This is a genomic window from Peribacillus alkalitolerans, assembly GCF_010882125.1.
Taxonomy (GTDB): domain Bacteria; phylum Bacillota; class Bacilli; order Bacillales; family DSM-1321; genus Bacillus_BN; species Bacillus_BN alkalitolerans.
This window is the reverse complement of record NZ_JAAGVZ010000041.1, coordinates 1-12,025: the sequence shown is the minus strand read 5'-3', so window position 1 is coordinate 12,025 and position 12,025 is coordinate 1. Positions and strand designations below refer to the sequence as shown.

The 12,025-nt window shown below is 36.5% G+C and carries 13 protein-coding genes; 3 read left to right on the top strand and 10 right to left on the bottom strand.

All coding sequences use genetic code 11. The annotated features are described in order from the left end of the window. Positions 1-224: 224 nt before the first annotated feature. The 5 genes from G3O09_RS21655 to G3O09_RS21635 all read right to left on the bottom strand — a co-directional run bounded on the left by G3O09_RS21655 (position 225) and on the right by G3O09_RS21635 (position 4,967). Positions 225-917 (bottom strand): LrgB family protein, encoded by a 693-nt coding sequence (locus G3O09_RS21655; protein ID WP_163103512.1) that lies wholly within the window; start codon positions 915-917, stop codon positions 225-227. Then, positions 893-1,288 (bottom strand): CidA/LrgA family protein, encoded by a 396-nt coding sequence (locus G3O09_RS21650; protein ID WP_163103511.1) that lies wholly within the window; start codon positions 1,286-1,288, stop codon positions 893-895. The genes G3O09_RS21655 and G3O09_RS21650 overlap by 25 nt, the downstream gene beginning before the upstream one ends. Positions 1,289-1,396: 108 nt before the next feature. Next, positions 1,397-2,275 carry a LysR family transcriptional regulator gene (locus G3O09_RS21645; RefSeq protein ID WP_163103510.1) on the bottom strand — a complete coding sequence of 293 codons (879 nt, stop codon included), beginning with the start codon at positions 2,273-2,275 and terminating at the stop codon, positions 1,397-1,399. Positions 2,276-2,937: 662 nt separating this feature from the next. Continuing rightward, positions 2,938-3,282, bottom strand: a complete 345-nt coding sequence (locus G3O09_RS21640; RefSeq protein ID WP_163103509.1) for a hypothetical protein — start codon at positions 3,280-3,282, stop codon at positions 2,938-2,940. A 1,166-nt stretch (positions 3,283-4,448) separates the two neighbouring features. Beyond that, on the bottom strand, positions 4,449-4,967 hold the full coding sequence (locus G3O09_RS21635) for a DinB family protein (protein WP_163103508.1): 519 nt from the start codon (positions 4,965-4,967) through the stop codon (positions 4,449-4,451). Positions 4,968-5,333: 366 nt separating this feature from the next. Between G3O09_RS21635 and G3O09_RS21625 the strand changes: the two genes are divergently transcribed. Next, on the top strand, positions 5,334-6,011 hold the full coding sequence (locus tag G3O09_RS21625; RefSeq protein WP_163103507.1) for an MBL fold metallo-hydrolase: 678 nt from the start codon (positions 5,334-5,336) through the stop codon (positions 6,009-6,011). Between the two features lie 479 nt (positions 6,012-6,490). Here G3O09_RS21625 and G3O09_RS21620 read toward each other — a convergent pair whose 3' ends face one another. Beyond that, positions 6,491-7,180: an anthrax toxin lethal factor-related metalloendopeptidase gene (locus G3O09_RS21620; protein WP_240338534.1), complete on the bottom strand. Its 690-nt coding sequence runs from the start codon at positions 7,178-7,180 to the stop codon at positions 6,491-6,493. 388 nt (positions 7,181-7,568) lie between these two features. Then, the gene (locus G3O09_RS21615) at positions 7,569-8,264 is read right to left on the bottom strand and encodes an alpha/beta fold hydrolase (protein WP_163103506.1); all 696 of its coding nucleotides are present in this window, start codon (positions 8,262-8,264) and stop codon (positions 7,569-7,571) included. A 688-nt stretch (positions 8,265-8,952) separates the two neighbouring features. Between G3O09_RS21615 and G3O09_RS21610 the strand changes: the two genes are divergently transcribed. Beyond that, entirely contained in the window at positions 8,953-9,465 is a 513-nt protein-coding gene (locus G3O09_RS21610; protein WP_163103505.1) for a DoxX family protein, read from the top strand. Positions 9,466-9,639: 174 nt separating this feature from the next. On the opposite strand, the gene G3O09_RS21605 is transcribed toward G3O09_RS21610, so the two are convergent. Further along, complete coding sequence (locus G3O09_RS21605) at positions 9,640-9,834, bottom strand: YggL 50S ribosome-binding family protein (RefSeq protein WP_163103513.1); 195 nt, start codon at positions 9,832-9,834, stop codon at positions 9,640-9,642. Between the two features lie 322 nt (positions 9,835-10,156). Next, the gene (locus G3O09_RS21600) at positions 10,157-10,495 is read right to left on the bottom strand and encodes a YhfM domain-containing protein (RefSeq protein ID WP_163103504.1); all 339 of its coding nucleotides are present in this window, start codon (positions 10,493-10,495) and stop codon (positions 10,157-10,159) included. Between the two features lie 203 nt (positions 10,496-10,698). Between G3O09_RS21600 and G3O09_RS21595 the strand changes: the two genes are divergently transcribed. Beyond that, positions 10,699-11,205: a DUF4367 domain-containing protein gene (locus G3O09_RS21595; RefSeq protein ID WP_163103503.1), complete on the top strand. Its 507-nt coding sequence runs from the start codon at positions 10,699-10,701 to the stop codon at positions 11,203-11,205. 132 nt (positions 11,206-11,337) lie between these two features. Here the strand turns inward: G3O09_RS21595 and G3O09_RS21590 are convergent, their stop codons facing one another. Further along, entirely contained in the window at positions 11,338-11,532 is a 195-nt protein-coding gene (locus G3O09_RS21590) for a hypothetical protein (protein ID WP_163103502.1), read from the bottom strand. Positions 11,533-12,025 lie beyond the last annotated feature (493 nt).

Below are 12,025 nucleotides of genomic sequence, written 5' to 3'. Positions count from 1 at the left end.
CTATGGACACCCTTGCTTTTGGCTAATGGTTCGCATATCCCAACGCCCATAGCGGACTTTCACCGCCTAGTTGATGAACATGCCTGGCACACCAAAAAAAGGCATTAATCCTTCTTAGATAAATGCCCCATAGGCCAAGTCGTTTAAATCTAAAGATTATACAACAATCGCGCCCTTTAATGCAATAACACATTATATTAATGCAGGGGGTGGCACCCATTTTCCTACACGTTCAAAGTATGGATAAAAGGTGTTAGGATTAATGCCCAGATAACTATAAGGATGGCAGTAAGAATGTAGGATACACTGGAGGTTGTTCCCTCTTTTCCCCCGATTTGAAACGCTTTTGCAGTCCCAAGTGCCTGTGCACCCAAACCATACATCATGCCGATGGACAATGGATGCTTAATGGAAAAGCGCTTCATTATAGCTGGTCCTATGAAGACACCTACAAAGCATGTCAACATACTAAAAAGAACGGTTATGGCAGGAGTCCCTCCAATGGATTCAGACAAACTGACGGCAATTGGAATGGTAACAATGCGAGGAATAATACTGAGCATATAACCCTTTCCCATCGCAAGCCAGTAAGTACATAAAATGCCGGATACAACAGCAATCAATGAGCCGGCGGCAAGACTACATACAATCGTACGCCAATTTTTCGCCAGAAACGACCAGTTTCGATACAATGGAATCGCTAATGCAACGGTTACAACATCTAACAATTCATTTAGTGGAAAAGTGCCATTTGCATATTCTTTGTATGGTATATCCATGATCAAAAGGAGAACAATGAGCATAACAGGAGTGAGAATGATTGGTGAAAATAACAATCCTGGCTTTTTCCGATTGATCTTTTTGGCCAAAAAATAAAAAAGGACAGTGATCATTACATAAAAAATCTTGGTAACCATCTCCTTGCTTCACCGCCTTTTCTTTCTAAGATCCTTTCGGAAATGACACCTGTTGCTATCATCATAAGTGATGTACCACTAACTACAATTAATATAATAAATAGGCCCTTAATGCCAAATATCCATGAATATTGCATAAATCCAACGACTGCCGGAATGAAAAATAACATCATCTCGGAAATAAGAAGCACAGCCCCAGCTCGGACCCAATTTAATTTAATTAAGCCTGAATGAAGACCGAAGAATAAAATAATCATCCCGATAATACTTCCTGGAATAGGTATATGAAGAAGAGAAACAATACATTTACCAATCCATGTAAATGCAATAATTACCCCAATTTGAAATAAAATCGTTAATCCCTTTTTCAAGAGCAGCACCTCCAAAATAGAACAATATGTAACATAGATCATTCTACTCGGGGAATTGCGATTCGTGAAATATATAAAAACCATCAAAACTATTCCATAAAGTTATAGTTAGGAGTTTCCTCCCTGAATATAAGTAATGAACTCTCGAACTGCATAGGAAAGATACTTATTCTTTTTGTAAATCAATGCCAATTCCCAATCAATTTGAGGTGAAGTAACAGAAACGATAGAAACCCGATTCTTAAATCGGTTTGCTACCGACTTAGGAACGACAGAGATCCCAAATTGTGCCGCTACCATTTCTCCAACAATATCCCATAAGGAGCTTTTGTAGACTAAATTAGGTTCAAATCCTGATTGCAAACAGGCCTTCATTACCACATCATGCAGAACATATTCCTCGGTAAAAAGAATAAAGTCTTCATCTTTTAAATCGGATAAAAGCACCGATTTTCTTCCCGACAGTGGGTGATCCCTGCCAACAATGACTACAAGTTCTTCTTTTAATAAGGGGATGGATCCAAACACTTCAGAGTCAACTGGTATTACGGTAATACCCACATCCACTTCCCCTTGAACTACCTTTCGTTCTAATTGTTTCCCGCTAAATTCGACCATTTGCATATCAATTTGCGGATAACTCTTTTTAAAACCGGCAAGCACGTTCGGAAATAACATCACTCCCAAAGTCGGCATTAATCCCATTTTGATGATTCCCTTTTTTACATGAACGACTTCGTTTAAAGAAGAATGGATATCTTCTATCATCTGCAAAATTTTCAATGCTTGATCATAAACTATCTTCCCTGCATCTGTCAGCTCCACTTTTCTCTCCGAACGATCTAGCAACGTCACTTGAAGCTCCACTTCCAGGCTTTTTATCATCTTACTAATTGAAGGCTGAGAAACATGTAGGCCCTCAGATGCCTTCGTAAAATTCTTTTGTTTGGCTACTTCTACAAAATATTTAAGATGTTGAATATCCATTTTAAAACTCCTCGGTACTATAATGATAATTCCTTCCCGTTATACTTAAAGGTTTCATATTTTTTTAAACCTTCTAATTCATTATATTTTATCGTATTCGTTTCTACATTATTGGGAAGATGGCGGAGAAGTATATCAAGGCGACTGACCCACAAGCGTTTCACGTATGTAATAACCTCAAATATATTTTAAAATTTTATAGTTCCTTTTTGATTACGAACGAAAAAAGAACATCATGGTTATACAATGGTCTTGTCCCTTTTTTACATTTAATATTTCCTAATTTCTGTCACTTAACTGTTTCTTTTACCAAAGCGACGTTTCCAAAAAACGGCTTTTTCTTTTCTAATGGGGTAGTTACCATGGGTAGGACCAGCGAAGCTTTCACCACCCGCAAAGAAGCATAATTTTCTTTTTAAAATAGAAATTAGGCTTCGATGTTTTATTCAATTAAATGGCCCGATTGTGGAGGAACTTCTTCATGTAATTAGATTATTCGTGTTTGAATAAATTATTGAGTTTATGAGGTTTTTCACTTAAACTAAACTGCCCGGTTTGTTCAAAAAGGATTTCAACAAAATTGGCCTTTAATTTCCTAGATCAATGTCCCCGTTACTTGAACAAGCAAAATAGCCGCAGATGCAGCTGGGTGTTCTTCAATATCATTGTTTGGAAGCTAAATCAATAGCAACTGCCAATTTGATTTGATTTATTTTACTTAGCCCCTTAACATAATCATTCATTGATATGGTTTCTAACAAGGGTTCTAATTCCAGGTTGAAACGGTCCAGCTCTACGATAACAATAATTTCCCTATCTATAAAGATTGTATAAATATCTTCACCTTGTTCAGGGATCCAATTAAGGATATATGCAGTTTTCATAACAGGAAATTTGCTTTGTAGTAAAGCTAACAGAGGTGAAGGCTTAACGTTAAATAAACTCTCATAAGATTCATTTAATTGTTTTCTGAAGTCTCTTTCAGTATTACTTCCGATTAGCTTCATAAAAAAGATCTTACCTCCTAACAGCATTTAAAAACTTGCTACAATAGAACAATAAGTTCAACACAAATAAGCATTATATCTTCTTCAACTAGTCGAGTAGAAGGGAGCCTCTCTACCTTGCGGTAGATTGTGTTCCTCCCCCCTCATAGAACCGTGCTTGCGCTACTCACGCACACGGCTCCTCCTAGTTACCTTTCACAAACTTCAGCTCACGCTTTTTCTGCTATCCTTACTAGTTTTGTATCCATTTATTTATCCTACCTCTGTGTGTAGGTCTACCTCTGCGTGTAGTAAACGTGTCCCTAGCAAGGGTGGTAACTAGGTAGCAGCCTTTCCTGCATCGGCATTACCCAACTTCATTGGTACTACGCTGCTATCCGACTCCCTATCTGGCATTTGGTTTCCTTACTTTGTATCGCTTGTACACCATACTCTTCTTATCTAGAAAAGACCGATAGGGTCTCCCGAGTTGCCGTATCATATCAATGTGTTACGTGCCAAGGTCTCTGACCCCAGAGAGGTTTCATTCTTCTTGCCATTTTGCGAAGAATGAAATGTTGCTTTCTGTCGCAGTTAAAACATCAGCCCTCTCGATTTACTAAAATTATGGGGCTCAATCCCTTCAACCATTTGGCTTTCGGCCCGCAACCTAACTGTCTACGCTTAAAGACTAAAGTTACCTTCAGCCCTCCAAGACTCGCTACGAGTGAATGGCTAGTTCTTGCTCGACGGGAATCCCACCCGTTATATGATACGACCTAGGCTCGGCCGCACAACTGCCCCTTTAGTCGAACAAAAAAAAGACCGCCGCTGTGATCACCCTCATTAACTCTTGTCCCCTTTAGTTTAAGTGAAAATCTTCACAATCTTTTATTACCTTAACAAAATCTAATCCCTTAATGTATAGGGGCATATCAAAAAAGCGCCTTCTTTCTAAAGAAAAGCGCCCGATTGCGGAATAAGGTAAACAATGGCTCCTCAGTTATATTGCTAAGACCCTTAAGTCATGCATGAAGCCACACTTCACTTTAGAAAATGCAAAAAAATTACGTTCTTTCATGGTTGTTCAAGTAGCTCTCTCCTTTACCACTGTGATAAAACGCGCTCGATTGCGATAATTAGATACAAAACTTTACTTACCTTCCGGAATGAAGTTAAGCGAAAAACTAATTTGTCGTGCTGATTTCGTAAAGATAGAAAACATAATCATTAGACACGCTTGAGTAACCCTGTTGACGTATCATTGCCGTTAGATTTCCGCGGTGATATGTGCCATGGTTAACAACATGCTGAACCAATTCAGAAAAATGAGTATCCAAACGCCCAAATTTAGGATGCACTGGGGAAATCTCTTTATCCAAATCGTTAACATTGTTGAGAAGCTTTTGATACTCCTCTGACAAACGTTGAAACAGCTTTTCCATTTCTTCAAGACTCTGATCCTTTGTCTTTTCTTGCGCATGCGCGATAGAAGCTTGAATCTCTTCCATACTATTCTCCTGCATTACACCGAGCCATATTGTATCTGTCGTATAAATATGAACAAGTGCCTTCGCAATCGAGGAAAAAACACTTTGTATTTCCCGATCATAAATGTCCTTCGGTAATTCTTTCAATCGCTCAAAAAACTTGTTGTTCGCCCAAACATGATAATCATACAGTTGTAACGCATGATGTTTTTCCATCAAGGATTCCTCCCTCGTATTAGTTAAATTTTTCCACTCTAAATACTTCTGTCTTCATTGTAAAAAGTCCTTTATTCAAAAAATATGGCCCGATTGCTGAAAGGTATACCGGAAAGTACTTTTGATATTGAAGGAAAAGCGCTTTGAATTTCAATGTTGTAAATTTCTTGAGGAAGTTCTTTTACTCTTTGTATCATCGTATTATTTGACTTGAAGGGATTCCTCAGAGTGTGTATATGTGCTCACGATTACGAGTTTTTAGTCCTGATAATGGCAATATTGCGGCTATGGACAGAACAAACATGCCGCTTTTGAAGCCCTTCTGATCGGTTTAAAACATAAATTGCAAATGGAGGCTGATAGAAAATGAAAGTTACACAAATCTCGGAGCATATTTGGAGCTTAAAAACATGGATATTTATCCCGATTCACGTTTGGGCCGTTAAGGAAGAGGGAGGAATCACTCTAGTGGACACAGGGTTGTCGATGATGGCGAAAGAAATTTTGAATACCATTGAACAGCTGCAGGCTGGACCGTTACAAAGAATCGTGCTGACACATGGTCATCCAGACCATGTTGGAGGGATCAATCGTATTTTAAATACACATCTGGCTCCGGTACACACTCACCGCATGGAGATCCCTTATATAGAAGGAGAGCTTCCTTACCGGTCTGGCAAGAAGGCAGTGGCTTCCATGCAGAAGGGATTGATTCAAGCTCTTCGTGAGGATGAACACGGACAAATGCAACCTATCGGCAGCTTAACGCCTTACCATACGCCCGGACATTCCCCCGGGCATGTCGTATATTATCATGAGAATGATCGGGTGCTGCTTGCTGGAGATTTGTTCTCATCTAAGAATGGAAAATTGCGTAAGCCCCTCTTTACTGCCGATATGGAAGAAGTGCTGCGAAGCAGTTCCATCGTTGGCAAGCTGCGGCCTAAAAGATTGGAAGTTTGTCATGGAAATTCTGTGTTTAACGCAGCGGATCAGTTAGAGGCGTATATCGCCAAGGCATCCAGGTCAGAACACTCAAAGTAGCTCTTATAATTTCACTTTAGGGTGTAATGTAGAAAACGCAAAACCAAATTACCAGTTTGAAAGAAAATATGGGCTCCTGAGTGGCTTTTTGCTCTTTATCCAAATGGAAATGGGAATTCAGAATGGTATGTCAATATGGAAGTAAGATATCGTGACTCTATAATTATGGGTTTAGTTTTATTTGTAGGAGTTGCAGTTTATGCAGCTTTGTTTACTATTTAGGCAATAATCAATGCTTATCATCATAATCGATTAAACATTGGCTGGGTCATTGTATTTGCTTTGTTTAATATATTAGGATATTTGGTATATCGTTTAGTTGGTAGAAAAGTTTATTCGAACATATTTAATTAAGATATTCAGGCGTTATTCTATTAATGGGGGCATTTCGAAGAAGTAGCTGGCAATCATTCGATTCGAATCATTGCCAGCCGCTATTTGAAAGTGAATTCAGGGAAGAATGGAAAGATTCTATAATTCTACTTATTTGAATGCTTTTCCGATGGGATATTCCGCTGCAACTCATTAATAAATTTATAAGTTAATGGAGCTTTTTCTTCTAACTCAGCCTTCGTGTCTGGACCAGCATAAAAATAGGCAAAGGCTTCGGCGAAATATTCTTCCTTGTAATCGAAATATGGATTGTCATTAAAATCATCATGCTCCAAAGCGTGAATTTCAGTAAACTCATCCGAATAACTAATATTGTCAAATACATAACGATCAATGGAATGGGCTGTTTCATGCAGCTCAAGGTTTACAGAACTATGCATCTTTTTATAGCTGTAACCGATTCGAGCAACAACTGTCTGCCCACCTACACCTGGCACATCATCCCACGTGTATGGAGTATGTTCCCATCCCCTAGGAACGACTCCCCTTAAATATTCATACTCCGGCAAATCAGTAAGTGGGAAATTAATCAGTTTAACCTGAACTCCCTGTTTATGCATGGTGATCAATATATTAGTTGGGATGCTCCAGAGACGATCAACCATATTTTGGGTCTCTTCACGATCAAATTCACCCTTTGTTTCAACCGTCACAACCCTTTCAAGAACATTGTTCATTTTAAGTGATTGGGTAGTTCCGGTTTCTCCAAATGCAGCAGTAGAAAATGAGAATGTTAAAACTGTGGTCAATAATAACGCGGAAAATGCTTTTTTCAATAATATCCTCCTAAATTTAGTATTTTATAGTTAAATATTCGTCAATTAATTCTTTTTACCTTTATAATTGTTAATTTCAGGATAAAATACCTATCTTTATTCTTTTCTTTATTTTGAAGAGGAACAAGATATAGATTTAGAAGAATAGCAAACTACTAGGGGAATACTTTGCTTGTTTAGTATAAGAGTCGTTATGTAATATTCGATAAAGGAACAAAGGAACAAAGGAATAAAAAAAGGAATAAACGTTTATTCTTATAAAGGTTTAAATGACTCAAAATCCCCAAATCTTGCCAAAGTAAATGAATCTGCTTTTTCTGTAGGCATATTTCCCCTCCATTTTTTACACTGAACAAGAATGAAGGTAACAGTGAAAGCGATCGGTAATTCACGAATTAAGAAAAGCTTTTACGGCAGCTAAGAATGCTGGTAAATTAGCATCATGCACAAAGTGCCCAGCATCCTCTACCGTTACCAATTTGCAATTCGGAATTAGCTGAGAAACCTCCTGCAATTTGTTTTGAGGAATATGACTGGTCCCCCCACCACCTATAATAAGAGTCGGCACGTTAATGTCGGTAAGACGTGCCCACCATTCGGGATTGGGTTCATTTAGTTGCCCTAGAATCGAAGGTACAACCTGCCAATCAAATGGGAGGGAATTAGATGGTTTTGAAGGAATTTCAAACGGCCTATCCGGAACGGGAGGAGGAGGAGTGTCTTCAACAATCAACCGTTCTACCCTTGACGGAAATGTTTCCGAGAAAATATAGGATACTGTTCCCCCCATGGAGTGACCTATTAGAGTAAACCTTTCCAAATTCATAGCATTCACAAAATGAAGCAAGTCATCGCACATCAGTTCAAAAGTGTATGCACTAGTTCTCGCACTCCCACCGTGACCCCGTTGATCTAAAGCTAAAACTCGGTATTTTTCTCCTAATACAGCAGCTACCTGATCCCATGATTCAGCACTTTTTCCAAGTGCGTGAAGTGCAACAACCGGTGGTGCAGAAGGTTCCCCACTCTCGCGATATTGAAAAGTGAGTCCATTCAATTCAATTTGATTCACCCGTATTTCCATCTCCGATCATCTCCTAGTGTGGGTTTAGTCATTCAAAACCCGATATATTTAATATCCATATCTATATATTTAAGCGAAAGTGTTAATAATTTCCTTCTTAAACTCTTCTACCTCATCCTGTTTTTAACAATAATTTACATTATTAGAAAACACAATATCTTTTACTTTATTTAGTAATTTTATTTACTCCATAAAGTATCAGGTGTAAAAATTGTTAATATTCCACTAAACTGACCCGCTAACTAAAAATGAAATGCTGCTAAAATTGACAGCTACGATCTCAAGTATTGCCATCGTTTGTGGAAATAGATTATAAGGTTAAATAAATAAGACCACTAATCTAGAGAGATTTAATAGGCAAATATAAATCCTCATTATTTATTTCTCCATTATGATTTTCTATATCAATTTACAGCTGGGAAAATCATATTATTTCAGAAATCGTAGCATATTTAATTTTTTACATTATTTTAATTTTAAGTAAATCATTATTTAACAACAAAAAGATACAATTGAAGTAATAACAAGACAAGTGGAGATAGCGTGGAGTACTAAATTAGAATAACTTACCAATATTAGGAATAATTAACTAGAGTTATTTGGTGCCTTGTTCTTATTGATAATCACAATGAAGTAAATGATAATGATAATCAGTTTCGATTATTAATATTTACTTAGGAGGTTACTCATGTTTATTCAATTTTTAAAGGAAAACCGTTATGTAGCAATCTTACTTACTGTACTTAGACTCTATCTTGGATGGCAATGGTTAAATGCAGGTTGGGGAAAAATCTCAAGTGGACAATTTGATGCAAGCGGCTTTATTAATGGTGCTATTAAAAATATGTCTGGTGAACATCCTGCTGTTCAGGCTTGGTGGGGGAAGTTTTTACAAGAGGTTGCATTACCATACGTCGATTTTTTTAATGTAATTGTTCCTTGGGGAGAATTTTTAGTAGGTATCGGTTTAATTTTGGGGATTTTTACGTCATTTTCTATACTAATGGGACTTACAATGAATTTTGCTTATATGTTATCAGGAACAACAAGTACAAATCCTCAAATGGTTTTACTAGGAATGTTTATTCTTGTAGCAGGACTAAATGCAGGAAAAATTGGATTGGATCGTTGGTTCATTCCGTTATTTGGAAAATTGATATACAAGAAAGCTGGGAGAGAACAATATTCCCAGAGTGCTTAATAAAAATAGAGAAACCCTTCCTTCAATTTGAGAAGGGTCTCTCTATTTTTATAATCAATTTGTAATCATACTCAATTAATCTTTTTTAAAAATTCTCTTTCCTTGACTTTTACCGATTTTGATATATTCTCACCAGATACCTTATGCAACTAAACTCCCCGTTTGTTAAAAAACTTAATCTATATCAGTTATCTTTTTGCCTTCTACATCTATTTGGGAACTCCCCCCACCGAAACTCCATCCCTTACTCTCAATAAATTCAATAAACGCATCCAAAAATTCATCGTGCTTTAAATCGTCACCATTGTTTGCATAAATATAACCCTCTATTTGAACTCCAACTGGTCGCTTCAGTTCGAACCCCTTCATCAACTTTATAGCAGCTCGTGATCTTGAACTAATATTGCTTTGAAAAAAGTTTGATCAAACCCAACACCTATATATTCCGATAGCAACAATATTTTAGAAAAGAGCCTAAATAAAAAAGGCCGTACTCCTGTTAGGAATACGGCATATGTTACAAACACAATTGTGGTAATTCTATTATACATTTGTGGATATTTTCAGCAAATTTATATTGCATAAAATTATCTACTGGATCGACATTGATTCTATTTTTAGATTTTCACCTATTAGCTTGGTCGCTTAATATTACTCCTTTTGCATGTGTAATTTTCTCTGATTCTAGTCTTTATGAGTCTAAAATCTTCAACAGGTTCATCTTATCTCTTTCATGACTAACTTTGAACGAGTCTTGTCTTATCATATGAATGTATTTTCCTGAGTTTTTCCATACCATAAACACATCTTGTGTGTTATCTGTAAATGTTACCGTAACCTTATAATCTTCGTGTCGAGCCATTTCATAACGCACATTTTTTTCGTGCTTTGCTCTGTTTAAAATCTTTCTAAAATTTTCAAGTTCGTTTTTGTCACGAATTACTTTCCAACCGTCTTCAAATGCATCATTTTTAAGGTCGTACTTTTGAACAGTCATCTCTTTAATAGCTGGAATACCATTAGAAAGCATAGAATGACCTATATAAATCGATATTAAAAGTGCTGAGGAACCATCTTTTCATTTCAATCTCCTCCATCAATATATTTTAAAATTCCCAATACCTCACTCATTTTCAGTAGAAGAGAAATATAAGATTATTAATCTTATTTGCAGCTTAATAAAAAGATCATTTTAGGGAAGGTTATCCTTAAAGTTATTTAGGAGGGAGTTCAATGTCTGCACGAATAATAATTTTAGTCCTCGTCTTTCTTATGCCATTTGTCGCTAATGTGCAAGCGATTAAATATAACCATAGGAGTTTAACTATTCCTGAAATTAAACAAAATGTAAATTTCAATGTATTTGTTCCTGAAAATATACCGGATGATTGGACATTAGAAATTAAAACATCCCCTTCTGTGGCAAAGGTTAATATTAACAGTTTCGCTTTACACTACATGGATAAAAACGATGAACAGATGATGGTTAGAATTGAGCAAACAAAAGATTCCATGAAAACCCCTAAAAATTCAGGTCAAGATACTACGCTGGTAAACATAAATGGGTCTTCAGGTTATTTAACAAAATGGAAAGACGGAGAAGTTGATCACGCAGGAAAAAATGTTGTTGGTGGTTTACTTCAGTGGACACAAGCAGGAAGTTATATAGAAATGTATAGTTCGAATATACCTATGGAGAAGATGTTAGAAATTGCAAGGTCTATGGAAGTGGAAAAATAACATCCCTCTTATACCCCCGAGAGGTCTGACTATTTTTTAGTCAGCCTCTATTACGCTTTAATATGTTCTGCTGATTCTAAAGTATTTAATCTTCTCTCAAGATCTTAAATCCATTTATTTTAGAAAGATCATCTACATACCTACTTCTGCTAGAAGTAAACTTTTCAATGATTTTATCCACCAGCATAAAATAATGACAACAAAATCATTCCAGCCTTCTTCAGGGAAAAAACGATGATAATCAATAACGAAATATATTTCTGCTGTAATGTTTTGTCTATTTTCTAAAGTACCCAAATCAACTTCAATGGAAATATGCTGATTCACAATAATCATCCTTTGTTAATTCATTAATTAGCTCTCTAAGATAGATTTGGGTGTTTTCTCTAATAAAGATTGGATACATAAATATCCAAAGAGCATAGTCCAAAATACACCAAACAAAAAGATAAAGCCTCTTCTTATTAATGTTGGTGAGAGATTAAATCCAAGTTCAACTAAGAATTCTGTAATGTTGGTAGAGGACAGGAACAGGAGTCCATCAATATCTTCCTTCTTACCAAATAGGGAAAACCAAATTGCTACCAACCCTATAAATAAAAGGCTAAGGTTAAAAAGAAAAACTGTGTATTTGTCATCAGCTGTTGTCCCCTTTTATGAAAAAGCTCCCTTTGTATATTATAAATTCTGAAGTATTCAATATTATATAAAATAATTGTTCTTCAACTCCCTCAGTTTCATACGAATATCTCTCGAATGCTCACTTATTCGTAGGATTTCATAACCCTTGTAATTGGATTAACGGGTAATTGAAATGAGT

Coding starts and splice junctions, on each gene's coding strand:
- G3O09_RS21610 (WP_163103505.1), top strand. CDS start 8,953: ATGTTTATTCAATTTTTAAAGGAAAACCGTTATGTAGCAATCTTACTT.
- G3O09_RS21640 (WP_163103509.1), bottom strand. CDS start 3,282: ATGAAGCTAATCGGAAGTAATACTGAAAGAGACTTCAGAAAACAATTA.
- G3O09_RS21625 (WP_163103507.1), top strand. CDS start 5,334: ATGAAAGTTACACAAATCTCGGAGCATATTTGGAGCTTAAAAACATGG.
- G3O09_RS21600 (WP_163103504.1), bottom strand. CDS start 10,495: ATGCTTTCTAATGGTATTCCAGCTATTAAAGAGATGACTGTTCAAAAG.
- G3O09_RS21605 (WP_163103513.1), bottom strand. CDS start 9,834: ATGAAGGGGTTCGAACTGAAGCGACCAGTTGGAGTTCAAATAGAGGGT.
- G3O09_RS21655 (WP_163103512.1), bottom strand. CDS start 917: ATGGTTACCAAGATTTTTTATGTAATGATCACTGTCCTTTTTTATTTT.
- G3O09_RS21635 (WP_163103508.1), bottom strand. CDS start 4,967: ATGGAAAAACATCATGCGTTACAACTGTATGATTATCATGTTTGGGCG.
- G3O09_RS21645 (WP_163103510.1), bottom strand. CDS start 2,275: ATGGATATTCAACATCTTAAATATTTTGTAGAAGTAGCCAAACAAAAG.
- G3O09_RS21595 (WP_163103503.1), top strand. CDS start 10,699: ATGTCTGCACGAATAATAATTTTAGTCCTCGTCTTTCTTATGCCATTT.
- G3O09_RS21615 (WP_163103506.1), bottom strand. CDS start 8,264: ATGGAAATACGGGTGAATCAAATTGAATTGAATGGACTCACTTTTCAA.